The following is a 22,956-nucleotide window of genomic DNA, read 5'->3' as shown; positions in this document are numbered from 1 at the left end:
TGTCCGGCGCTTTGCTATCGTGGCCAAGCAACAGAAAATGTCAGGGAGGAGTTTCGATGCGTTATCGCTGGGGCGTGCTTGCGGCCGGACTGGTCATGACGGGCGCCGCGTTGAATGGGATCGGGACGGCGTCGGCCGATGACGGCTGGGTGACGCTGGTCGACGGCGACAAGAAGGTCGAGTTCACCGAGGTCGGCAAGGCCAATTGGGCAGCCAAGGACGGCGCGCTCTCGGCCGACAAGCTCGACGGCAAGGATCCGTCCTATCTGGTCACCAAGACCAGCTACAAGGATTTCCAGATCAAGGCCGAGTTCTGGGTCGACGACGCCGCCAACAGCGGCATCTTCATCCGCTGCGACCAGTCGGACAAGATCGACTCCAACATCTGCTACGAGGTCAACATCTTCGACAAGCGGCCCGATCCGAAATACGGCACCGGCGCGATCGTCGACGTGGCGAAGGTCGATCCGATGCCGAAAGCGGGCGGCAAGTGGAATACCTACGAGATCACTGCCAAGGGCACCCGGCTGACCGTGATCCTCAACGGCGAGAAGACCGCCGATGTCGACGACAGCAAGCATGCGGCGGGGCCGATCGCCCTGCAATACGGCTCGGGCGTCGTGAAGTTCAAGAAGGTGCAGATCAAGCCGCTGTAGCGGCCGTGGCCGCTGTCCCGGCCGAGCATTCCGGGCAGCGGCGCTGGCCGCGGCTCGCCCGGTAGAGGCTCTTGCAGTACCAGCGGCGCGCCATCATCTGCAGCGGATGGCGGGCCAGACGGGCCAGCGTCATCAGTTCGAGCATGGCGGGCATTGCGGACTCCCTTTCCTACTTTCCGATATTTGCGAGATGGGGCGGCACTTCGTTTGCGGAAGTGCTGCCCCAGTCGCATCAGCCATGCAGCTTTTTGGCGGTTTCGGCGATCACGCGGCCCTGATAGCGCGCCCCCGCCAGCTCGTTCTCGCTCGGCAGGCGGCTGCCGTCACCGCCGGTGATGGTGGTCGCGCCATAGGGCGAGCCGCCGGTGACCTCATCGAGCTTCATCTGGCCGGCGAAGCCGTAATTGAGGCCGACGATGGTCATGCCGAAATGCAAGAGATTGGTGATGATCGTGAACAGCGTGGTCTCCTGGCCGCCATGCTGGGTCGCGGTCGAGGTGAACGCGCCGCCGACCTTGCCGTTCAGCGCGCCCCTGGCCCAGAGGCCGCCGGCCTGGTCGAGGAAGTTCGCCATCTGCGAGGCCATGCGGCCGAAGCGCGTGCCGGTGCCGACGATGATCGCGTCGTAGTTGGCGAGCTCCTCGATCTTGGCGATCGGGGCGGCCTGGTCGAGCTTGTAGTGCGATGCCTTGGCGACATCGTCGGGCACCAGCTCCGGCACGCGCTTGACGTCGACGGTGGCGCCGGCCTCGCGGGCGCCTTGGGCGACCGCATTGGCCATCGCTTCGATGTGGCCGTAGGCGGAGTAGTAGAGAACGAGAACTTTGGTCATGGCAGTCTCCGTGGGGATGAGGGTGAGCAGAAATGGTTAGGCGGCGTCGACCAGCACCAGCTCGGAATCCTCGAGCGCGGTGATCTTCAGCGTGGCCTCGTCGCGGATAGCGGCGCCGTCACGGGCGTTGACGCGCACGCCATTGACCTCGACGCTGCCGGCGGCCGGCACGAGATAAAGGTGCCGCGCCTTGTCGGCCGCGTATTCGGCGGTTTCGCCGGCCTTCAGCGTGGTGCCGAGCACGCGCGCCTGGGCGCGGATCGGCAGGGCGTCGGTGTCGTCCGCGAAGCCCGAGGCGAGCGTCACGAGCTTGCCGGAGCGGTCGGACTTCGGAAACGGCTTGGCGCCCCAGGTCGGCTGGCCGCCATCGGTGGCGGGCTCGATCCAGATCTGGAAAATGCGCGTCGTGGTCGGCTCGAGATTGTATTCGGAGTGGCGGATGCCGCTGCCCGCACTCATCACCTGGACGTCGCCGGCTTCGGTGCGGCCCTTGTTGCCGAGGCTGTCCTGATGGGTGATCGCGCCTTCGCGGACATAGGTGATGATCTCCATGTTGCGATGGGGATGCGCCGGGAAGCCGGTGTTCGGCGCGATCTCGTCGTCGTTCCACACCCGCAGCGCGCCGTGGCCCATATTGCTGGGGTCGTAATAGTTCGCGAACGAGAAATGGTGCTTGGCCTTCAGCCAGCCGTGGTCGGCGCCGCCCAGCGCCGCAAAGGGCTTCAGTTCGATCATGGGTTTGCTCCGTTGTCGCACGCCGGCCGCGCGCCGCCGTGCTGTTGGGCCTTGGAATAGGCTGGCAGGCGGGGTATATAAATAGAAACTATTGAAACCTATTGTTTCTAAAAATGAGACCATGCCGATGGCGCGACTTCCCGATTTCGAGGCGATGGCGATCTTCGCCAAGGTCGTCGAACTGCGCTCCTTCGCCGGCGCCGCCCAGGAGCTGAGCCTGTCCAAGGCGTCGGTGTCGAAGGCCGTGAGCCGGCTGGAGGAGCGGCTGGGCACCCGGTTGTTCAACCGCACCTCGCGCCGGCTGGCGCTGACCGATGCCGGGCAGCGCCTGTCGGAGCGGGCCGCGCAGCTGCTCGCCGATGGCGAGGCGGCGGAGACTGAGGCGCTGGCGCAGTCGCTGACGCCGCGCGGGCTGGTGCGTTTCGCGGTGCCGATGACCTTCGGTGTGAAGAAGATCGCACCGCTGCTGCCGGCCTTTCTTGAGCAATATCCGGAGGTGTCGATCGACCTGCATATGAGCGACGCGACCGTCGATCTGATCGGAGAGGGATTCGATCTCGCGCTGCGCATCGCGCGGCTGCCGGACTCGTCACTGGTCGCGCGCCGGCTCTGTCCGATGCCGCGCTATACGGTGGCGGCGCCGTCTTATCTGAAGCGGCACGGACGGCCGACGCATCCGATGCATCTCGCCGAGCACAAATGCTTCGGCTACGCCTATCTCTCCACCGCCGGCGTCTGGCACTACAGCAACGCGGCCGGCGAGCAGGCCAGTGTGCGGCCAGCGGGACAGCTGCGCGTCAACAATGGCGAGGCGGTGCTGCCAGCGGTGATCGCGGGTCTTGGGATCGCCGACCTGCCTGATTTCATCATCGCTGATGCGATCGCCTCGGGCGAGGTCGAGGTGATTCTCAAAGGTTGGAGTCAGCCCGAAGGCGCGATGCATCTGGTGATGCCGCCCGGTGGCCCGAGGCCGGCGCGGGTTGAGGTGCTGACGGAGTTTCTGGTCAAGGAGCTCGCAAGGGGGAAGAAGCGATGATCGCGCCGGCCGACGTCAGCCGATCAGGACTGCACCTCGCAGACGTCGACCCATTCGGCTCCCGTCAGCTCCGCCATGCGGTCCGGCGTAATCTTCACCGCGCTGTGCGTCGAGCCCGCGGCCGGTACGACGATGTCGAAGGCCTTCAGCGAGACGTCGCAATACACCGGCAGCGGGGACTTCAAGCCGAACGGGCAGACGCCGCCGACCTCGTGTCCGGTGATGTCGGCGACCTCGTCGAGGCCGAGCATCTTCGGCTTGCCGCCGAACAGCGCCTTGACCTTCTTGTTGTCCATCCGCGCGTGACCGGCGGCGACGATCAGGATGACGCGGTCGCCGACGCGAAGCGAGAGTGTCTTGGCGATGCGGGCAGGCTCCACGCCATAGGCTTCCGCAGCGAGCGCCACGGTGGCGGAGCTCTGGCTGGAAACGAGGACGTCGATGTCGGGGGCTTTTTCGGCGAAGAAGGCGCGGACGGATTCAAGGCTCATGCTGGCTTGCGATCTCAGGCAGGTCGGACAGCGCAGCAATACGATAATCGGGCGCAAAACCCAACTCGTCCATCTGGGTGCGCAGCGCCTTGAACAGGGTCAGCGGCGCCACCAACTCGGTCTTGATGCAGGCTGCAGCCATGGCCTGCGGCGTGACACGCTCGATCCAGGCGACGCTCAATCCAAAGGCCTTGGCGCCGCACACGTCCCACGGATTGGACGACACGAACAGCACATCGGACGGCGCCAGGCCGAGCGTCTGCTCAATCAGCGCATAGGCCTCTGGGCTCGGCTTGAAGATCTGGCGCGCATCGACGCTGATGACGGCGTCGAGCAGCGTGTCGAAACCGCTGGCCTTGACCAGCGCGCCGAGCATCGCGGGGCTGCCGTTGGAGAGGGTCGCAAGCCGGTGAGGCTTCATCGCTGCAAGCGCGGCCCGTGCGTCGGGATAGGGATCCAGATCGAGGTACTTGGCGATGATGCGGTCCAGCGTGGCTGCATCAGCGGGAAGCCCGAGAATGCGCAGCGTGTAGATCAGCGAGTCGCGGGTGACGACGGCAAAATCCTCGTAGCGCTGCATCAGCGAGCGCAGCCACGTGTATTCGAGCTGCTTGATGCGCCAGATCTGGGTGATGATGTCGCCATGGCCGGGGAAGGCCTGTTCGGTGACGGCCGCCACCGACTGGATGTCGTACAGCGTGCCATAGGCGTCAAAGACCACAGCTTTGAATGGCACGGCGCTCACCTGGTCATAAAGAAACAGGCGCGATGGCTGATGGCCACCGCGCCTGCGGATGATAGCACGATCCTCGCTGAGGAGCGCTGTCAGATGCCAAGCAGTTTGCGCGCGTTGGCCTTCAGGACCTTCGGCCGGATCTCCTCGCGGATGTCGAGCTTGGCGAAGTCGGCCAGCCAGCGATCCGGTGTGATCACCGGCCAGTCCGAGCCGAACAGCATCTTGTCCTGCAGAATCGAGTTGATGTAACGCACCAGGATCGGCGGGAAATATTTCGGCGACCAGCCCGAGAGGTCGATATAGACGTTCGGCTTGTGGGTCGCGACCGACAGCGCCTCCTCCTGCCAGGGAAAGGAGGGGTGCGCGAGAATGATCTTGAGGTCGGGGAAGTCGGCCGCGACGTCGTCCATGTACATCGGGTTGGAATATTTCAGACGCATGCCCATGCCGCCCGGCATGCCCGAGCCGACGCCGGTCTGGCCGGTGTGGAACAGCGCGATCGCGCCGCCATCATTGATGGCCTCGTAGAGCGGATAAGCGAGGCGATCGTTGGCGTAGAAGCCCTGCATCGTCGGGTGGAACTTGAAACCGCGGACGCCATACTCCTCGATCAGCTTGCGCGCCTCGCGCACGCCGAGCTTGCCCTTGTGCGGATCGATGCTGACGAAGGGGATCAGCACATCGAGATGGTCGGAGGCGACTTCGAGCATCTCGTAATTGTTGTAGCGGCGGAAGCCGGTCTCGCGCTCGGCATCGACCGGAAAGATCACCGCGGCGATGTTCTTGGAGCGGTAATAGGCCGCCGTCTCCGGTACGGTCGGCGGATGCTTGTGCGGCGACTTGAAGTAGTCGGCCATCTGGGCCTGGAAATCGTCGTAGCCGTCATCCGCATGCATGCCGCAGGGCTCCTCGGCATGGGTGTGGATGTCGATGGCGACGACGTCGTCGATCTTGGGCAGAGCGAGCTTGGGCATGGGCGTTCCCGGCGGTTGGTTCTTGGCTTTGGAAAATTGATTATACGATATAACAAATTTGGCAATCGCCAAATCGGCATCCGGACTGTCTGCCTCGGTCTGGGCTATGGTAGGCCGTCGCTGTTGAAGCCGGGCTTGCCATCATTGACATCCGGCCGGCCGGTGGTTAGAAACCGGCCAGTCCGGGCGACTTGGTCGCTTGCGGAAATCCATTCCTATTTGCCACTTTCGGCCTGTCAAACACGGCCTTTCAAACGCATCAGGATGTCCCATGAAGGTCCGTAACTCGCTGAAGTCGCTGCGTGGCCGCCATCGCGCCAACCGTCTGGTTCGCCGCAAGGGCCGCGTCTATGTGATCAACAAGGTCCAGCGCCGCTTCAAGGCCCGCCAGGGCTGATTCCGGTCGCCTGCGCCGCCTGCTCACAGGCCTTTGACGCGCGTGCTGCTTTGCAGGACGCGCTGTCTGCGTTTAGACTTGGTGCATGGCAAAACGATCTTCCTGGGCGGCTCTGCTGGCCGCTGTCGTCATCTTGGTGCCGCACCTCGCGCAGGCGCAGGCTGAACCTCGCGCGGGGGTCAAGCCGAAACCGCCCGAGGCTCCTGCCAAGCTGCCGAAGGTCGGGGCCGATAAGACCAAGGGGCTCGATTTCCTGTTCGGCGCGCTCAAGGCGGCCCCGGATGACGTCAGCGCCAAGCACGTCGAAGCGCGGATCTGGGCAATCTGGCTGCAAACCCCGAGCGACACCGTCGCCTTGCTGATGTCACGCTCGAAGGCCGCGATGGATGCGCGGCAGAATGAGGTGGCGCTGAAGCTGCTCGATTCCGTCATCAAGCTCCGGCCCGATTATGTCGAGGCTTGGAACCGGCGCGCCACAATCTATTACCTGCAGAATGACTACGGTCGCTCGCTCGCTGACATCCAGCAGGTGCTGCTGCGGGAGCCGCGGCATTTCGGCGCGCTGGCCGGCCTCGGTATGATCATGCAGGATCTCGGCGAGGAGAAGCGGGCGCTGGATGCCTTCCGCAAGGCGCTCGACGTCAATCCTCACCTGGAGAAGGTGCCTGACCTGGTCAAGACCCTGACCGAAAAGGTCGAAGGCCGCGATATCTAGCCGTTCGATCGACCCGCCCGTTCAATGTGCGATTAACCGTGTCGGAATCGGCAGCCTTGCTGCTGACCCCGCGCGAGCCTAACTGCCGCTTGACCGAGACCGGTCGGCAGGAGAGGGCGCAATGATCCGTACGGTGCTGACGGCAGCGCTGGTGATGGCAGTGGCAACGGCCGCCTGGGCCGAGGACAGGTTCTGGGTGGTCGGCAACCGTGCTACCAACAAGTGCGAAATCGTGACTAGCAACCCAGTCGTCACGATCATGGGTGACATCTGGTTCGCATCCGGGCCATTCAAGTCGCTGGACGACGCCAAGCTGGCGCGATCGACCATTAACGCGTGTCCGAACAAGGACATCACGTCCGAGGATTGATCGGCCCAAGATCCGGCGAAGCCGGGTCGGTCCGTCAGTGGAAAGCGGTGCTGCGGCGCTCCGGCAGGCCGTATTGGACGGCGGCAGCATAAAGCTGCGCGATCTCGGCCTCGAGATGCTCGTTGACCAGCAGCAGGGCCTTCAGCGCACCACGGAGATCGCCATTGCAGCTGGCGACGATCTCGTCGATGGCTGCCTCGCTCGAACGGAAACTCATTGTTACCCCCTCCCAAAACTACAAACTAACGCAGGGCTGGTCATCGTTGCTGTGCGCAGCGGGACCTGACTTGACCGCAAGTAATTCATGGCCATTGGCCGATTGCGAGGAAAAGTCCCGACCATGGTTATAAAAAGGCCGACGACGCCATGATGACGGAATCGGCTTGACCGCACGTGAGATTGTGCCGTCCTTCGCGCAACTCTCTCCAAGCGGCGCCGTATCTAGCGGGTGACACGCAGAAAAAACCTAATGATTTCAATAGCAATCGTGGGTGCGATGGGGGCGCTGGCGCTCGCCACGCGGGCCGGTGTGGCGATCGTCGAAAGGCGTTATCCGCCGCAAGGGCAGGCGATCCCTGTTAACGGTGCAACTATCAATCTTGTGGATATCGGCCCCCGCGACGGCCAAAGGCCGCCGCTTTTGCTGATCCACGGCGCCAGTTCAAACCTGGAGGCGATGCGCAGGCCGCTGGGCGATCTGCTGGCGCAGCGGCATCGGGTGCTGCTGGTCGACCGCCCCGGGCACGGCTGGAGCCCGCGCGAGCGGAGCGAGGATTCCACCCCTGCCGCGCAGGCCCGCATGCTGGACGAGGCGTTGGCCCGGGCGGGGATCGGTCCGGTGATCCTGGTCGTTCACTCCTGGAGCGGGGCGCTCGGCTTGCGCATGGCGCTCGACTTTCCCGAGCGGGTGGCCGGGCTCGTGATGCTGGCCCCGGTCGCCTATCCCTGGCGCGGTGGGGTGGGCCAGTACAATGCGGCGGTGACGACCCCGGTGGTTGGGCCGCTGCTGGCCCACACGATCACCCTGCCGCTCGGCCTTGCGCTGATGGCTTCAGGGGCGCGCGGCGTGTTCGCGCCGCAGCAGATGCCGGACGATTTCGTGGACCGGACGGCAACGCCGCTGCTGTTGCGGCCGCAAGAATTCATCGCCAATGCGCGCGATCTCGTCACCCTGAAGCAGTCGGTGACCGAGCAGGCGGCGCGCTACAGCGAGATCCGGGTGCCCGTGACCATCGTGGCAGGTGACGCCGACACCACCGTCTCCACCGCCATCCATTCCCGTCCGCTTGCCCAGGCGATCTCCCAGACGCGGCTGATCGTACTGCCCGGGCTGGGGCATATGGTCCAGAATGCGGTGCCCGATCTGGTGGCCAGCGAGGTCGAGCGCCTTGTCGCGGCGGTGGCGCCGGCCGAAGCGGCCACGCCGTGACCGGGGGCTGGTCAAGCACGTGGCCCACGAAATGCCCGAGGAACTGGCCCAAGAAAAAGCCCCGGCGGGACGCCGGGGCTCGAATCCTCTTTAACCGGTCGGGAGCAGCCCATTACTGCTTCTGCTTGCCGTCCTTGTCGAAGGACGACACATACGCCCACAGGTTGTTGATCTCGTTCTCGCTCTTGATGCCGGCGAAGGTCATCTTGGTGCCCGGGATCTTGGCCTTCGGGTCCTTGATGTATTCCTTGAACACGGCTTCGTTCCAGGTGATGCCCGAGTTCTTGTTCGCATCTGAATAGTTGTAGTCCGGCACAGTGCCCGATTTGCGGCCGTCGAGGCCGTTGAGTTCCGGGCCCACCTTGTTCTTCGCACCTTCGCCGATCGCATGGCAGGGCAGGCACTTGTTAAAGGCGGTCTTGCCTGCGGCGGCATCCTGCGCCAGCGCGGCAGAGGCCACCGACGACGAGGCAATAACGACGAGCGCAGTCAAAGTCAGTTTCTTCATGGATCAGGCTCTGTGGTTACGAGACAAGGTTTGTACGGAGGTTTGTTGCATGGCCTCCGCCCTCACACAAGTCGCTCGTCCCCTTCCGGTTCAGCATTATCGTCGGCTTGTTTGCGCGGCAGCAAACAGTGAAACCCGGCTTGGCCGCCTACCCAAACCGCCGTGGTTGTGATTGATATGGCGGCACAAATCGTTTTCAGGAGATGCGCGCGATGGCGATCATGATGCCGGAAGCTGATCAGGCGGTGTTGGCACGGCGTGACCAGATCGTTGCTGCACTGCGTGCGATCGTACCGGGAGAGGGCGTCATCGACAGCGCTGCCGAAATGCTCCCTTACGAGTCTGACGGGTTGATGGCCTATCGGCAGCCGCCGATGGTCGTGGTGCTGCCGGAGACCACGGCACAGGTGGCCAAGGTCCTGAAGTACTGCCACGAGCAAGGCATCAAGGTGGTTCCCCGCGGCTCGGGAACGTCACTGTCGGGCGGCGCGCTGCCGCTCGCCGACGGCGTGCTGCTCGGGCTTGGCAAGTTCAAGCGGATCCGCGAGATCGACTTCGACAACCGCGTCGTCGTGACCGAGCCCGGCGTCACCAACCTCGCCATCAGCCAGGCGGTCGCGCATGCCGGCTTCTACTACGCGCCCGATCCGTCCTCGCAGATCGCCTGCTCGATCGGTGGCAATGTCGCGGAGAATTCCGGCGGCGTGCATTGCCTCAAATACGGCATGACCACCAATAACGTGCTCGGTTGCGAGATCGTGCTGATCAATGGCGAGGTGTTGCGGATCGGAGGCAAGTGCGCCGAGAACGCCGGCTACGATCTGATGGGGCTGATCACGGGATCCGAGGGGCTGCTCGGCGTGGTCACCGAGGTGACCGTCCGGATTCTGCAGAAGCCGGAGACGGCGCGGGCGCTGATGGTCGGGTTTTCCGAGGTCGAAGCTGCCGGCGAATGCGTGGCGCGCATCATCGGAGCCGGCATCATCCCCGGCGGCATGGAGATGATGGACAAGCCTGCGATCCACGCCGCCGAGGCCTTCGTTCATGCCGGCTATCCGCTGGACGTGGAGGCGCTCTTGATCATCGAGCTCGATGGCCCCGGCGTGGAGGTCGACGAACTGATCGGCCGCGTCGAGGCGATCGCCAATGGCTGCGGCTCGACGACATGTCGCATCTCGACCTCCGAGGCCGAGCGCAACTTGTTCTGGGCAGGGCGCAAGGCCGCCTTTCCGGCCGTCGGCCGGATCTCGCCGGACTATCTTTGCATGGACGGCACGATCCCGCGCGGCGCATTGCCGAAGGCGCTGGCGCGGATCCGCGAGCTGTCGGAGAAGTACCAGCTCGGCTGCGCCAATGTGTTTCATGCCGGCGATGGCAATCTTCACCCGCTCATTCTTTACGACGCCAATAAGCCTGGCGAAATGGAGCGCGCCGAGGCGTTCGGCGCCGACATCCTGCGCTGTTGCGTCGAGCTCGGCGGCGTTCTGACCGGCGAGCATGGCGTCGGCATCGAGAAGCGCGACCTGATGCCGGACATGTTCACCGAGATCGACCTGAACCAGCAACAGCGCGTGAAATGCGCCTTCGACAGCCAGGGCCTGCTCAATCCCGGCAAGGTCTTCCCCACGCTGCATCGCTGCGCCGAGCTCGGGCGCATGCACGTTCATGGCGGCCGGCTCGCCTTTCCCGACCTGCCCAGGTTCTGATGACGGCTTCTGAACGGATCGATCAGTGAACAATTTGAAAGTCACCAACGCCGCCGAGGTCGAGGACGTCGTGCGCGCGGCGATTGCCAGCGAGCAGCCGCTCGACATCATTGGCCACGGGTCGAAGCGGCAGATCGGCCAGCTCACGACGACGAATGCCGTGCTGGATCTGTCCGCCCTCAACGCGGTGATCTCCTACGAGCCGAACGAGTTGATCATCACGGTCCAGGCCGGTGCGCCGCTGGCCGACCTGCTGTCGCTGATCGATTCGAAGAGCCAGCAATTCGCTTTCGAGCCGATGGACACCGGTCCGCTGCTCGGACTGCCTGGCAGGGGCACGATCGGCGGCATGATCGCGGTCGGGCTTGCCGGACCACGCCGCATCCGGGCTGGCGGGGTCCGCGATCACCTGCTCGGGGCCCACGCGGTCTCCGGCTTTGGCGAGAGCTTCAAGACCGGCGGCAAGGTGGTGAAGAACGTCACCGGTTATGACCTCTGCAAGCTGCTGGCGGGCTCCTGGGGCACGCTCGCGGTCATGACCGAGGTGACGCTGAAGGTGATGCCGCGCCCGGAATCCGAGCGCAGTCTGGTGCTGCGCGGGCTGGATGACCTCAAGGCCAACCGGGCCATGACGGCCGCGCTGGGCTCGCCCTTCGACGTCTCCGGCGCCGCCCATCTGCCGGCCTCCTCGCTCCGGCCCGATGTCGATGGGCTTAGTGACATCGGCTCGCCGCGCGAGGCCGTCACCGTGATCAGGCTGGAGGGCATCACCGCCTCGGTCACGCATCGCGCCGCGTCGCTGGCCAAGCAGCTGTCGCCCTTCGGGCCGGTCGACATCATCGCGGATGACGCCTCCGCCAGGTTCTGGAGCGCCGCCCGGGACGTGCTGCCGTTCGCGGCCAACGGTCCGCTCGGGGCCTGGCCGGTGTGGCGGATCGTCTGCCCGCCCGTATCGGGCGCTGCGATCGGACAGGCGCTGACGCGGCCAACCGGCGGGGAGGTGATCTATGACTGGGGTGGCGGGTTGATCTGGGCGGCGCTTCCGCCGCAGCCCGACGCATCGGCGGGCCTGGTCCGTCAGCAGGTGGAGGCGGCCGGCGGTCACGCCACCTTGCTGCGCGCCTGGGACGAGATGCGCCACGCGGTCGACGTGTTTCATCCGCAGCCGGCCGGCGTTGCTGCCCTGGAAGAGCGGGTGCGGGTGTCCTTCGATCCGAAGTCCATTTTCAACCGCGGCCGGATGCGTCGGAGCGTTGCGTCATGAAAACCGAATTCACTTTGGCCCAGCTTGCCGACCCCGATATCGCGGTCGCCGACAAGATCCTGCGCGCCTGCGTGCATTGCGGCTTCTGCACCGCGACCTGTCCGACCTATGTGCTGCTGGGCGATGAGCTCGACAGTCCCCGCGGCCGCATCTATCTGATCAAGCAGATGCTGGAGAAGGACCAGGCGCCGACCGCCGATGTGGTCAAGCATATCGACCGCTGCCTGTCGTGCCTCTCCTGCATGACGACCTGTCCGTCGGGCGTCCACTACATGCATCTGGTCGATCAGGCGCGTGTGCGAATCGAAAAGACCTATCGGCGATCGCTGACTGACCGGCTGCTGCGCAGCGTGCTCGCTTATGTGCTGCCGCGGCCGCGCGAGTTTCGGCTCGCCATGAGCCTGGCGCGGCTCGGCCGGCCGTTCAAGGCGCTGCTGCCCGCGTCCTCGCAGACCCGAGGGCCGGCGCCGAGCCTGTTGCGGCGGCTCAGGGCGATGCTCGATCTCGCCCCCGCGGCGGCCCTGCCGCCGCCCGGGCCGTCCGGCGGTACCGTATTTCCGGCGCAGGGAGCGCGTCGTGGCCGCGTGGCGCTGCTGCAGGGGTGTGCCCAGCAGGCGCTCGCCCCACGCATCAACCAGGCCGCGATCAACGTGCTGACCCGGCACGGCATCGAGGTCGTGCTGGTGAAGGACGAGCAATGCTGCGGTGCGCTGACCCATCACATGGGCCAGGATGCCGATGCGCTGGCGCGGGCGCGCGGCAATGTCGGCGTGTGGAGCGCCGAGGCGAGCGCACGCGGCCTCGATGCGATCCTGGTCACCACGTCAGGCTGTGGAACGGTGATCAAGGACTACGGCCACATGCTGCGCGAGGACCCGCAATATGCGGCTTCGGCCGCGGCTGTTTCGGCCTTGGCGAAGGACATCAGCGAATATCTCGCAGGCCTCGATCTGCAGACCGGAAAGGCGCCGCACGGCGACATCGTCGTTGCTTATCACTCCGCTTGCTCGCTGCAACATGGGCAGAAAATCACGAGCATTCCGAAAGAATTGCTTTCCAACTCGGGATTCGTGGTGAAAGATATACCGGAGAGTCATTTGTGTTGCGGTTCGGCGGGGACCTACAACATTCTCCAGCCTGACATCGCGATGAAGCTGCGCGATCGCAAGGTCGCCAATATCGCGACCGTCAAGCCGAATGTGATCGCGGCGGGCAATATCGGCTGCATGATGCAGATTGCCAGCGGCACGACTGTCCCCGTCGTCCACACCGTTGAACTTCTCGACTGGGCGACGGGCGGTCCGCGACCAGGATTGAATTGAAGGATGGGCGCGTGCGGACAGCCGGCCCGTCTCGCCGGATGATGTGATCGATCGGCGGCAACTGGAGGGTTTCTGATGGCGAAGGACAAGAAGGCCAAGAAGGACAAAAAAGAAAAGAAGGACAAGAAGAAGCTGATGGCGCAGGCCAAGGCGGCCAAGAAGGCGACGAAGAAGTCTGCCAAGAAGGCTGTGAAGAAGACCGCAAAGAAAGCTGCCAAGAAGGCGGTGAAGGCTCCCGCCAAGAAGGCGAAGAAGGCGGTGAAGGGCGCGGCGAAGAAGGCCGCCAAGAGCGCGGCCAAGGCTCCCGCCAAGAAGGCCAAGAAATCGGCGGCGACCAAATCGGTGTCCAAGGCGCCTGCTGCGCCGAAGAAGGCCGCCAAGAAGCGCGCGCCGAAGAAGGCTCCGCTGGTTGAAACCCCCGAAGTGAACGAGGCCGAAGCGGCGTCCGAGACCAGCTGGGCGATGCCGAGCCCAGCGTCCGAGGAGCATGAGACCGGGGAGGGGACCGCGTCGGAGAGCTGATCTCTTCGGCCCGTTCTGACGACCGACCAGACCACATGACGAGGCCGCAGCGGTGACGCTGCGGCCTCGTTGTTTGTTGCCGATCGCGATCGGCTCCTCGTCACTGCGCTCGTCGAATCGTCGTCCGCAATTCTACGGCCGCGCGAATCCGTGACGGAGCCGCCTGTCTCTCACCCCAATTCAGTTGGGACGACGCTGACAGATGCGCATTCATCCTGTGCTCGGGGCAGGTTCGGGATACCGCGTGACACGAAGATTTGTTGTTCAAATGCAACAGGCGCGGACAACCTGCCGTAGAATTGTCAAATCGCCCAAAAAGGCGGCAGATGCCGCGCTTTTTTGCTTCACCTGCGGCGGGACCCTGGCACAAATTGCGTCCGATAGACGCAGCCGGCCTTGTTTGCGCCCTGGGGGGCCGAATGTCGGGCTGATGTTCGAAATTTGGGTGATGGGGATCTTCATGAAGAAGTTGGCTTTGTTGGCAACGGCGCTGGCAATGATGTCCGGATCGGCTTCGGCCGCTGATATGGCGGTGAAGGCCCTGAAGGCGCCACCCGCCCCGGCGTTCGATCCCTGGGACATCGCCTTCGGCGCAGCGATCATGAACGACTACGTGTTCCGCGGCATCACCCAGTCGAACCACAAGCCGTCGGTGGCCGCCTATTTCGAGCCCCGCTTCAACGTCAACAAGGATCTGCAGTTCTACATCGGCGTTGCCGGCGAGAGCATCTCGTTCCCGAACCGCGCTGCTGCCGAGATCGACGTCTACGGCGGTATCCGCCCGACCTTCGGCGCCTTTGCCTTCGACATCGGCGTCTGGGGCTATCTGTATCCGGGCGGCACCTGCCAATTCGGCGGCACCGGCTTCGACGCCTCTGGTCGCTTCCAGGGCGCAGAGTGCGCCGCGAACGCGCTCGCCAACGGCAACACGATGAAGAAGGACGTCAGCTTCTTCGAAGTGTACGGCAAGATGAACTACACGGTGAACGACAATTGGACGTTCGGCGTCACCGAGTTCTACACCCCGAGCTTCCTGAACTCCGGCGCCTGGGGCAACTACGCTTCGGTGACCGGCAAGTATACCGCCCCGAGCACCGTGTTCGGTTCGAGCGGCGTCGGCATGTACGTCTCCGGCGAGTTCGGCCGTCAGTGGTTCGGTACCACCGACAGCTTCTACGGTACGGCTGCGTTCCCGAACGGCATCAAATATGCCGATTACAACACCTGGAATATCGGCGTCGGCTTCACCTACAAGGTCTTCACGCTGGATCTGCGCTACTCCGACACCGACCTGTCGAAGGGCAATTGCAACGCCTTCACGGGTGACTTCACTGCCGGCGGCACCACCAGCGTCACGCCGATCAATCCGACTGGCCTGGGCTCGAAGTGGTGCGGTGCGACTGGCATTGCCAAGCTCTCGGTCGACCTGACGGCGATGACCAACCTGAAGTAAGCATCGTCAGGCGGAACAATTTTTCAAGCAAGGGCGGCAGAGCAATCTGCCGCCCTTTTGCTTGCCCGGTGGTCCGGCTGTTCCTGGCGATCGGCATCGCGGGCTTGGTCGGTACGGAGCTGGTCCGACTCTTATTCGCTCGATAGAAGCCCTGGAGCGCGCTGGTCGTCTGAGATGCGCAGGCCGTGGCGAACTACCCGACCGCGACGACGCTGATTGGGTGAGGCCGAATAATGATCCAGGGCAGGGCGCACGCGCCATGGGAGAAGGACTGAACGGCCGGGCTGGATGAAACAGGCGCGGACCATGCGCGCCTGTTTGGGGGCAGTCTCGTGATCCGGGGACGGCGTCGGCGCGGCTACTCCGCGCCACCCGTCGGGGCGTCCGCCGCTGCCGCCGGCGTGGTTGGCCGCAGCGTGAACCGGTCGCCCTCCCGAATCAGTTCGACCTTGCGGTCATGGAAGTCGTGCAGGGTGGAGCGGTGGCCGATCGAGACGACCGTGGTCTGCGGCAGGCGCTCGGCGATCACGCGATAGAGTCGCGCTTCGCTCGGCTCGTCCAGCGAGGCTGTGGCTTCGTCCAGGAACAGGTATTGCGGGCCATGCAGCAGGGCGCGGGCCATCCCGAGGCGCTGCTGCTCGCCGAGCGACAGCATGCGATTCCAATGCGCGTCCTCGTCCAGCCGGTCCGCCAGCTGCGGCAACCCGACCGCAGCGACCGCATCCTTGACCTGCTCGACACTGAAACTGTCCGGAGCAGCCGGGTAGACGATCGCGGCCTGCAACGTGCCGATCGGGAAATACGGGCGCTGCGGCAGCATCATGAGCTTGGCATGCGCAGGTACGCTGATGGCGCCGCTGCCGAACGGCCAGACGCCGGCGATGGCGCGGAACAAGGTCGACTTGCCGGCGCCGGATGGCCCGGTCAGCAGCGTGCGCTCGCTGCTCTTGATGCTGAACCCGTCGGCCGCGATCAGCGGCAGGCCGTTCGGGAGCTTCAACAGCAGCTGGGCGAGCTCGATGCTGTCGCCGGCATGGTCCACCACGCCGACTGTCTGCGGCTCGCTGGAGAGCGTGGCAGCGCTCTCGATCGACATCTCGAAGCCATCAAGTCGAGCCACGATCGCGCGCCAGTCCGCCAGGGTGCGATAGGCGCTGACGAAGAACGACAGCGCCTTCTGCACGCTCCCGAAGGCCGACGAGGTCTGCAGCATGCCACCTAGCTGGATCTTGCCGGCAAAATAGGCGGGGGCGGTCAGGATAAAGGGGAAGATCACGGCGGCTTGCGAGTAGCTGGCCGTGAAGGCGGTCAGCCGCTTGGTCCGGCTCATGATGTTGTACCAGTTGTCGATGACGCTGCCGAAGCGATCCATCAGGCGCCCGCGCTCGGCATGCTCGCCCCGCAGCAGCGCGATCTGCTCGGAATTTTCGCGAACGCGCACCAGATTGAAGCGGAAATCGGCTTCGAAGCGCTGCTGTTGGAACGACAGGTTCACCAGGGGCGAGCCGATCCAATGCGTCAGTGCCGTGCCGAAGATGGCGTAGATCAGCGCCGCCCACACCAGATAGCCCGGAATGGCGAATTCCTGGCCGCCGATGGTCAGCGGAGCGGCCTCGGAAAGCCCCCACAGGATCACGACGAACGAGGCCAGTGTGACGATCGAGCTCAGCAGGCCGATCGTGATGCTCAGCGTCTTTTCGACGAACATCTGCACGTCATCGGCGATGCGCTGATCCGGGTTGTCGGCTGCGTCGCCCTTAAGCTGCATGCGGTAATGGTTGGCCCGGTCGAGCCATTGGCTGAGATAGACCCGCGTCATCCATTGGCGCCACCGGATCTGAAGCCATTGATTGAGATAGAGCTGGTAGACGGAGAGTGCGACGCTGACGCTTGCCAGGACGATGAAGACGCCGAGCTCCCAGGTGAAGGTGCTCCAATTGCGGTCCTGAAGCGCATTGTAGAACCGATTATACCACTGGTTCACGAGCACATCGATGGCGACCAGCGAAAGCTCGATGGCGATCACGGCGGCGAGCAGGGAGCGGCCGGCGACCTTGTCCTCGGAGCGGAAGTAGGGAATGGCGATCCGCCACACGATGGCGAGGGTCGAGCGCAGATTGTTCACAGAGAGTCTGCTCCTGAGAAAATGGCTTAACGGACTGGACAAGAACGAGATTTTCGCAGTCTCGGCAGGCTGTCTAGACTAAAGTCGTAACTCCGCCGCTGCCCACTGGCTTGTCGGTCGCGTGCGGCAAACCGTAGCATGCTGCATACAAGAGGCACCGCCGCTGCTGCCAGATTTCGCGAGAATTTGAGCAGAGTGGGGCGTTGTCGGCTTTGTGATCTCGTTTTTGCGGCTTTCTTGCCCGGCGCGACGGGCGAGCAGACCTGGTCCGTCCCGCCGGATCTGGTCCAACAACAAGAATGTGGGGGGAGAAGTCACGATGTGGAATCAAATCTACGACCCGTTGGGGAGCCCCGCGCTGTCGACGCTGGCGGCGGCCGTGCCGGTGGTGACGCTGCTGGTGCTGATCGCCAGCGGCAAGGTGAAGGCGCATATCGCGGCGATCATCGCCGTGATCCTGACCAACCTGATCACGATCTTCGTCTTCACGATGCCGGCCAACATGTCGCTGCGCGCGACGTTCCTCGGCGTCGTGACCGGCTTCTTCCCGATCGGCTGGATCGTGCTGAACGTCATCTTCCTCTACCAGGTCACGGTCTCGACCGGCCGCTTCGAGCTCTTGAAGCGGGCGATCGGCGGCGTCACCGAGGACCGCCGTCTGCAACTCCTGCTAGTCGCCTTCTCGTTCGGCGCGTTCTTTGAGGGCGCGTCGGGCTTCGGCACCCCGGTGGCGATCACCGGCGCCGTGCTGATCGGACTCGGCTTCTCGCCGCTGGCTGCCTCCGGCCTGTCGCTGATCGCCAACACGGCGCCGGTGGCCTATGGCGCGCTGGGCACGCCGATCCAGGGCCTCGCCTCGGTGACCGGTCTCGACCCCTACATTCTCGGCGCCATGGTCGGCCGTCAGCTGCCGGTGTTCTCGCTGATCGTGCCGTTCTGGGTGATCTGGGCGTTCGCGGGCTGGAAGGGCATGAAGGACGTCTGGCCGGCGATCCTCGTCACCGCCATCTCCTTCGCTGTGCCGCAGTTCCTGATTTCGAACTACGTCAATCCGTGGATCGTCGACATCGGCGCTTCGCTGATCTCGATGGGCGCGCTGATCCTGTTCCTGAAGGTCTGGCAGCCGCGCCAGCTCTGGCTGTCGCCGGCGCTGCGTGGCCGTGACGAATCGGCCGCCACGATGGCGGCGCAGAAGCCGCTCGACCGCACGCCGCTGACGCAAGCCGAACTGTGGGGCGCGCTGCTGCCCTGGATCATCGTCTGCGTGATCATGCTGATCTGGGGCAATGGCGCCTTCAAGAGCTGGGCGAATTCGATCTTCACCTGGAGTTATCCGGTCCCGGAGCTCGATAAGCTGATCAACAAGATGCCGCCGGTGGCGGCGAAGCCGACGCCTGAAGGCGCCGTCTTCTCGTTCACCTATCTGACCTTCACCGGCACCGGCATGCTGATCGCTGCGATCATCTCCGGCTTCCTGATGGGGGTCGGGCCGGGCAGACTGATCGCCGAATATGGCCGCACCATCCGGCTCTGCGCGATCTCGCTGATCACGATCTCGGCCATGCTGGCGATCGGCACGCTGACCCGGCTGTCCGGTGTGGACGCGACGCTCGGCCTCGCTTTTGCGGCGACCGGCGTGCTCTACCCGTTCTTCGGCACCCTGCTCGGCTGGTTGGGCGTGGCGCTGACGGGATCGGACACCGCCTCCAACGTGCTGTTCGGCAATCTGCAGAAGATCACCTCGGAGCAACTCGGCCTGTCGCCGGTGCTGATGGCGGCCGCCAACTCGTCCGGCGGCGTCATGGGCAAGATGATCGATGCGCAATCGATCGTGGTCGCCTCGACCGCCACCAATTGGTACGGCCATGAGAGCTCGATCCTGCGCTACGTCTTCCTGCACTCGATCGTGCTGGCCTGCTTGGTCGGCCTGTTCGTGACCTTGCAAGCCTATGTCTATCCGTTCACCGCGATGGTGCTGAAGTAGCGCCGGCACGTTGCTAAAAAGATCCCCGCGTCGCCCAGGCGGCGCGGGGATTGCTATGTTTGGGTCACATTTGTGCGGGAGCCGTGCGCGTCAATGCGAATCGTGACCGCTGGTGGCCGATCGCGTGTCTGGAGTTCGAGGGGGCATGGTGAGATCTGGACTTTTCGCAGCCGGCTCGGCCGCGGTTCTGTTGCTGGCGTCGATTGTGGCCCGTCCTGCCGCGGCGGATGAGGGCTTTCCGTTCGGGATGGAAATGACACTCGACGCGCTGCCCCAGCCGGGCTCGAAGCGGGTGCCGGATCTCGACATCGGCGACAATGGCGAGACGGTGCTGGAGCTCTGGTGCAAGGGCGGGAAAGGTCAGTTCTCGGTTGCGGGCAACAGCATCATCTTCATTGCCGGCAAGATCGAGGATCGCAACTGCCCCGCCGCACGGGCCCAGGCCGATGACGAACTGATCGCGGCCCTCGGCGCGGCGACGAATTGGAAGCGTCAGGGCGACCTGATCACCTTCATCGGGCCGAAGACCCTGCGCTTCAGGTTGAACACCAATTGAGCCGAGACGACCGTTTCCAAAGACCACGTCACATCAATCGGCGTGCAGGCCTCGCTGTCACCCTGCCCCTCCAGGGGAGGGTGAGACCGACATCGCGGCGCCTGCCGTCATGGCTCGCGCGCTACTTCCAGACCGAGTTGTCCGCATCCCAGCGCTTGGCCTTCAGGGCCTTCGCGAGTTCCTCGATGGCGCCGCCATCGTCGCGGGTGTCGCTTTCCTCGTCGCCGGAGGATTCGTCGGACAGGACCAGCTTGCCGCCCGCGGCCTCATCGATGGTGGTCGTGGTCGGGCTGCTGATCCACAGCATCAGCGCGTCCGTGCCACCCGGCTTGTCGGCGGAGACCAGGCCGCTGACCTCGATGACATCGGTGAGCTCGAGCGCGGGCATCAGCTGGCTCGGCCGCTTCAGAGTGAGTTTCAGTTTTCCGGTCACCGGGTTCCAGGCCGCGCTGGTCGGCTTCGCCGCGTAAGTCTTGGCCAGCACGTCCGAGATCGCGGCCGCCAATTTGTCCTTGTTGATCTTGTCGCCGTCACGCCAGTCGGCCGCGGCAAAGCGGATGGCCCGGTCCATCTCGACCATGCCAGCGGTCCAGCCAGCGGTCACGACGCCGTTCATGGCGCGCGCCTTGGCGATCAGGGCTCCGGCCCGCTCCGGATCGACGGTCATGCTGATGGTCTGTTCGCCTGCCCGCAAGGCGTCGCAGGTGACGTTCAGGCTCGACAGCGAGACCTCGACATCCTGGCCCTTCAGGCTTTTCAGGAAATCGACCACGGCGTCGAGCTTGAGGCGGACCGAGACCGCTTCAGGCGAGACGTCGGTGAAATCCTTCGGCTGCGCGCTGATGCCGTCGTCGCTCGACTGGCTCTCCTGGAACTCTTTCTCGCTGATGTCCGAATTGTCGGTCGACGCCACCTCGGTGACGGTCTTGCCGATCGTGATCTGGCCCCGGAACTCGAACGTGTCGCCGTTCGGCTTGCGTGTCAGCTTGACCGAGACTGGCTCCTTGGCGCCGTTGCTCTGGGTGGTGCCGGTCAGCGACTGGCCGTTGACCGCGAGATTGACGACGAAGCGGTCCTTGCGGTCGGAATTCTTCGCGGTGGGATAACAGACGTCGAGGGTTGCCCCGGTGACGGTCTTGCCCTGCCGCGATTCCTTCAGGATGACGTCTGCGTTGCCATCCATCAGGCCGTCGAGCGCCGTGAAGTAGCGTGTCTCGTTGGCCGGGGCCGCCTTGCTCCCGCTCTTGGCCTGGGCCCAACCGAGTTCCGGCGCAGCCGCTGCAATCACGGCAAGCGCAACCAAAATCGCGCGCATCTGAAAATCCTTGTGGGAGCAGAATCGGCGCTAGCTGTAGCGCCGATTTGCGATCGCTGCACCCCCGTCCGGACACTCCGCGAAAAAGAAGGCCGCCCGGAGGCGGCCTTCCTGAACGATCATGCTGGGTCAGGACGGGCTCAGAAGCCCATGCCGCCCATGCCACCCATGCCGCCGCCGGCCGGCATGGCCGGAGCCGCTTCCTTCGGCAGCTCCGCGACCATCGCCTCGGTGGTGACCAGGAGGCCGGCGACCGACGAGGCGTCCTGCAGCGCGGTGCGGACCACCTTGGCCGGGTCGATGATGCCCTTGGCGACCATGTCGACATAGTCCTCGCTCTGGGCGTCGAAGCCGAACGTCTCGGACTTCTCTTCCAGGATCTTGCCGACCACCAGCGAGCCTTCTACGCCGGCGTTCTCGGCGATCTGGCGCACCGGAGCCTCGAGCGCCTTCAGCACGATGTTGATGCCGGCCTGGACGTCCGAGTTCGGGTTGGTGATGCGGCCGACCGCTTTCTTGGCGCGGAGCAGCGCGACGCCGCCGCCGGGAACGATGCCTTCCTGCACAGCCGCACGGGTGGCGTTGAGGGCGTCTTCGACGCGGTCCTTCTTCTCCTTGACCTCGATCTCGGTCGCGCCGCCGACGCGGATCACCGCGACGCCGCCGGCGAGCTTGGCCAGACGCTCCTGCAGCTTCTCACGGTCGTAGTCCGAGGTGGTCTCCTCGATCTGCGCCTTGATCTGGCCGACGCGCGCCTCGATGTCGGCCTTCTTGCCGGCGCCGTTGACGATCGTGGTGTTCTCCTTGTCGATCACGACCTTCTTGGCGCGGCCGAGCATCTTGATGGTGACGTTCTCGAGCTTCATGCCGAGATCGTCCGAGATCAGCTGGCCGCCGGTCAGGATCGCGATGTCCTCGAGCATGGCCTTGCGGCGGTCACCGAAGCCCGGCGCCTTGACGGCTGCGACCTTGAGGCCGCCGCGCAGGCGGTTGACGACCAGGGTGGCCAGCGCCTCGCCCTCGACGTCCTCGGCGATGATCAGCAGCGGACGGCCCGACTGCACCACGGCTTCGAGCACCGGCAGCATCGCCTGCAGGCCCGACAGCTTCTTCTCGTGCAACAGCACGTAGACGTCGTCGAGCTCGGCGGTCATCTTCTCGGCATTGGTGACGAAGTAGGGCGACAGGTAGCCGCGGTCGAACTTCATGCCTTCGACGATGTCGACCTCGGTCTCGAGCGACTTGTTCTCCTCGACCGTGATCACGCCCTCATTGCCGACCTTCTGCATCGCCTGGGCGATCATCTTGCCGATGGCGGCGTCGCCATTGGCGGAGATGGTGCCGACCTGGGCGACCTCGGCGGAGGAGGCGACCGGCTTGGCGCGCTTCTCGATGTCCTTGATGACCGCGGCAACCGCGGTGTCGATGCCGCGCTTCAGGTCCATCGGGTTCATGCCGGCAGCAACCGCCTTGGCGCCCTCGCGGACGATCGCCTGGGCGAGCACGGTCGCGGTGGTGGTGCCGTCGCCGGCCAGGTCGTTGGTCTTGGAGGCGACCTCGCGCAGCATCTGCGCGCCCATATTCTCGAACTTGTCCTCCAGCTCGATCTCCTTGGCGACGGTGACGCCGTCCTTGGTGATGCGCGGAGCGCCGAAGCTCTTCTCAATGACGACGTTGCGGCCCTTGGGGCCGAGCGTCACCTTGACGGCGTTGGCGAGAATGTCGACGCCGCGCAGCATGCGGTCGCGCGCGTCGCCAGCGAATTTGACGTCCTTGGCTGCCATGTAAAATCTCTCCTGGAGTGGACCTCGATGGTCAGCGGCGTGATCG

At 64.5% G+C, this 22,956-nt stretch carries 24 protein-coding genes; 13 read left to right on the top strand and 11 right to left on the bottom strand.

The genetic code is table 11. From position 1 onward, the window contains the following. The first annotated feature begins 56 nt into the window (after window positions 1-56). Window positions 57-656 carry a 3-keto-disaccharide hydrolase gene (locus HL671_RS24760; protein WP_041750451.1) on the top strand — a complete coding sequence of 200 codons (600 nt, stop codon included), beginning with the start codon at window positions 57-59 and terminating at the stop codon, window positions 654-656. On the opposite strand, the gene HL671_RS24755 is transcribed toward HL671_RS24760, so the two are convergent. The 3 genes from HL671_RS24755 to HL671_RS24745 all read right to left on the bottom strand — a co-directional run bounded on the left by HL671_RS24755 (window position 643) and on the right by HL671_RS24745 (window position 2,223). Beyond that, window positions 643-810 carry a hypothetical protein gene (locus HL671_RS24755; RefSeq protein WP_012041894.1) on the bottom strand — a complete coding sequence of 56 codons (168 nt, stop codon included), beginning with the start codon at window positions 808-810 and terminating at the stop codon, window positions 643-645. The genes HL671_RS24760 and HL671_RS24755 overlap by 14 nt on opposite strands. Window positions 811-888: 78 nt before the next feature. Then, on the bottom strand, window positions 889-1,488 hold the full coding sequence (wrbA, locus tag HL671_RS24750) for an NAD(P)H:quinone oxidoreductase (protein ID WP_172239484.1): 600 nt from the start codon (window positions 1,486-1,488) through the stop codon (window positions 889-891). A gap of 36 nt (window positions 1,489-1,524) precedes the next feature. Beyond that, complete coding sequence (locus HL671_RS24745) at window positions 1,525-2,223, bottom strand: pirin family protein (RefSeq protein ID WP_172239481.1); 699 nt, start codon at window positions 2,221-2,223, stop codon at window positions 1,525-1,527. Window positions 2,224-2,350: 127 nt separating this feature from the next. Between HL671_RS24745 and HL671_RS24740 the strand changes: the two genes are divergently transcribed. After that, window positions 2,351-3,259: a LysR family transcriptional regulator gene (locus tag HL671_RS24740; RefSeq protein WP_012041897.1), complete on the top strand. Its 909-nt coding sequence runs from the start codon at window positions 2,351-2,353 to the stop codon at window positions 3,257-3,259. Window positions 3,260-3,282: 23 nt separating this feature from the next. Here HL671_RS24740 and HL671_RS24735 read toward each other — a convergent pair whose 3' ends face one another. The 3 genes from HL671_RS24735 to HL671_RS24725 form a co-directional block, all read right to left on the bottom strand. Next, complete coding sequence (locus tag HL671_RS24735) at window positions 3,283-3,750, bottom strand: YbaK/EbsC family protein (protein WP_012041898.1); 468 nt, start codon at window positions 3,748-3,750, stop codon at window positions 3,283-3,285. Further along, window positions 3,740-4,486, bottom strand: coding sequence for a haloacid dehalogenase type II (locus HL671_RS24730; protein WP_041751323.1), 747 nt, complete (start codon window positions 4,484-4,486; stop codon window positions 3,740-3,742). The genes HL671_RS24735 and HL671_RS24730 overlap by 11 nt, the downstream gene beginning before the upstream one ends. A gap of 89 nt (window positions 4,487-4,575) precedes the next feature. Further along, on the bottom strand, window positions 4,576-5,460 hold the full coding sequence (locus HL671_RS24725; RefSeq protein WP_009028889.1) for a 4-hydroxyphenyl-beta-ketoacyl-CoA hydrolase: 885 nt from the start codon (window positions 5,458-5,460) through the stop codon (window positions 4,576-4,578). A 271-nt stretch (window positions 5,461-5,731) separates the two neighbouring features. Here HL671_RS24725 and ykgO point away from each other — a divergent pair, with 271 nt between their 5' ends. From ykgO to HL671_RS24710, 3 genes are all read left to right on the top strand, one after another. Next, window positions 5,732-5,857 (top strand): type B 50S ribosomal protein L36, encoded by a 126-nt coding sequence (ykgO, locus tag HL671_RS24720; protein WP_006611362.1) that lies wholly within the window; start codon window positions 5,732-5,734, stop codon window positions 5,855-5,857. A gap of 85 nt (window positions 5,858-5,942) precedes the next feature. Beyond that, complete coding sequence (locus HL671_RS24715; RefSeq protein WP_041750452.1) at window positions 5,943-6,572, top strand: tetratricopeptide repeat protein; 630 nt, start codon at window positions 5,943-5,945, stop codon at window positions 6,570-6,572. Between the two features lie 121 nt (window positions 6,573-6,693). Next, complete coding sequence (locus HL671_RS24710) at window positions 6,694-6,942, top strand: hypothetical protein (protein ID WP_012041901.1); 249 nt, start codon at window positions 6,694-6,696, stop codon at window positions 6,940-6,942. A gap of 34 nt (window positions 6,943-6,976) precedes the next feature. On the opposite strand, the gene HL671_RS24705 is transcribed toward HL671_RS24710, so the two are convergent. After that, window positions 6,977-7,159 (bottom strand): hypothetical protein, encoded by a 183-nt coding sequence (locus HL671_RS24705; protein WP_012041902.1) that lies wholly within the window; start codon window positions 7,157-7,159, stop codon window positions 6,977-6,979. Between the two features lie 252 nt (window positions 7,160-7,411). On the opposite strand from HL671_RS24705, the gene HL671_RS24700 reads away from it, so the two are divergent. Beyond that, complete coding sequence (locus HL671_RS24700) at window positions 7,412-8,371, top strand: alpha/beta fold hydrolase (RefSeq protein ID WP_012041903.1); 960 nt, start codon at window positions 7,412-7,414, stop codon at window positions 8,369-8,371. Window positions 8,372-8,483: 112 nt separating this feature from the next. On the opposite strand, the gene cycA is transcribed toward HL671_RS24700, so the two are convergent. After that, the gene (gene cycA / locus HL671_RS24695) at window positions 8,484-8,879 is read right to left on the bottom strand and encodes a cytochrome c-550 CycA (protein WP_041750453.1); all 396 of its coding nucleotides are present in this window, start codon (window positions 8,877-8,879) and stop codon (window positions 8,484-8,486) included. Window positions 8,880-9,091: 212 nt separating this feature from the next. Here cycA and HL671_RS24690 point away from each other — a divergent pair, with 212 nt between their 5' ends. The 5 genes from HL671_RS24690 (at window position 9,092) to HL671_RS24670 (ending at window position 15,146) form a co-directional block, all read left to right on the top strand. Continuing rightward, window positions 9,092-10,585 (top strand): FAD-linked oxidase C-terminal domain-containing protein, encoded by a 1,494-nt coding sequence (locus HL671_RS24690; protein WP_012041905.1) that lies wholly within the window; start codon window positions 9,092-9,094, stop codon window positions 10,583-10,585. A 25-nt stretch (window positions 10,586-10,610) separates the two neighbouring features. After that, window positions 10,611-11,849: an FAD-binding protein gene (locus HL671_RS24685; RefSeq protein ID WP_012041906.1), complete on the top strand. Its 1,239-nt coding sequence runs from the start codon at window positions 10,611-10,613 to the stop codon at window positions 11,847-11,849. Further along, window positions 11,846-13,171 carry a glycolate oxidase subunit GlcF gene (gene glcF / locus HL671_RS24680; RefSeq protein ID WP_012041907.1) on the top strand — a complete coding sequence of 442 codons (1,326 nt, stop codon included), beginning with the start codon at window positions 11,846-11,848 and terminating at the stop codon, window positions 13,169-13,171. The genes HL671_RS24685 and glcF overlap by 4 nt, the downstream gene beginning before the upstream one ends. 75 nt (window positions 13,172-13,246) lie before the next feature. Further along, window positions 13,247-13,693, top strand: coding sequence for a hypothetical protein (locus HL671_RS24675; RefSeq protein WP_172239478.1), 447 nt, complete (start codon window positions 13,247-13,249; stop codon window positions 13,691-13,693). Between the two features lie 460 nt (window positions 13,694-14,153). Beyond that, window positions 14,154-15,146 carry a TorF family putative porin gene (locus tag HL671_RS24670; RefSeq protein ID WP_012041909.1) on the top strand — a complete coding sequence of 331 codons (993 nt, stop codon included), beginning with the start codon at window positions 14,154-14,156 and terminating at the stop codon, window positions 15,144-15,146. Window positions 15,147-15,504: 358 nt separating this feature from the next. On the opposite strand, the gene HL671_RS24665 is transcribed toward HL671_RS24670, so the two are convergent. Further along, entirely contained in the window at window positions 15,505-17,271 is a 1,767-nt protein-coding gene (locus HL671_RS24665) for an ABC transporter ATP-binding protein/permease (RefSeq protein ID WP_172239475.1), read from the bottom strand. Window positions 17,272-17,590: 319 nt separating this feature from the next. Here HL671_RS24665 and HL671_RS24660 point away from each other — a divergent pair, with 319 nt between their 5' ends. Together HL671_RS24660 and HL671_RS24655 are read left to right on the top strand one after the other, a co-directional pair. After that, complete coding sequence (locus tag HL671_RS24660; RefSeq protein WP_012041911.1) at window positions 17,591-19,255, top strand: L-lactate permease; 1,665 nt, start codon at window positions 17,591-17,593, stop codon at window positions 19,253-19,255. A gap of 145 nt (window positions 19,256-19,400) precedes the next feature. Next, window positions 19,401-19,811 (top strand): META domain-containing protein, encoded by a 411-nt coding sequence (locus tag HL671_RS24655; RefSeq protein ID WP_246579487.1) that lies wholly within the window; start codon window positions 19,401-19,403, stop codon window positions 19,809-19,811. Between the two features lie 121 nt (window positions 19,812-19,932). On the opposite strand, the gene HL671_RS24650 is transcribed toward HL671_RS24655, so the two are convergent. Together HL671_RS24650 and groL are read right to left on the bottom strand one after the other, a co-directional pair. After that, window positions 19,933-21,126 carry a hypothetical protein gene (locus tag HL671_RS24650; protein ID WP_172239472.1) on the bottom strand — a complete coding sequence of 398 codons (1,194 nt, stop codon included), beginning with the start codon at window positions 21,124-21,126 and terminating at the stop codon, window positions 19,933-19,935. A gap of 140 nt (window positions 21,127-21,266) precedes the next feature. Continuing rightward, on the bottom strand, window positions 21,267-22,910 hold the full coding sequence (gene groL / locus HL671_RS24645; protein WP_012041914.1) for a chaperonin GroEL: 1,644 nt from the start codon (window positions 22,908-22,910) through the stop codon (window positions 21,267-21,269). Window positions 22,911-22,956: the final 46 nt, after the last annotated feature.

Source organism: Bradyrhizobium denitrificans (assembly GCF_013179005.1).
Classification (GTDB): Bacteria; Pseudomonadota; Alphaproteobacteria; order Rhizobiales; family Xanthobacteraceae; genus Bradyrhizobium; species Bradyrhizobium denitrificans.
Note: the sequence above shows the minus strand (reverse complement) of the source record. Positions and strands in the feature narration are given on the sequence as shown.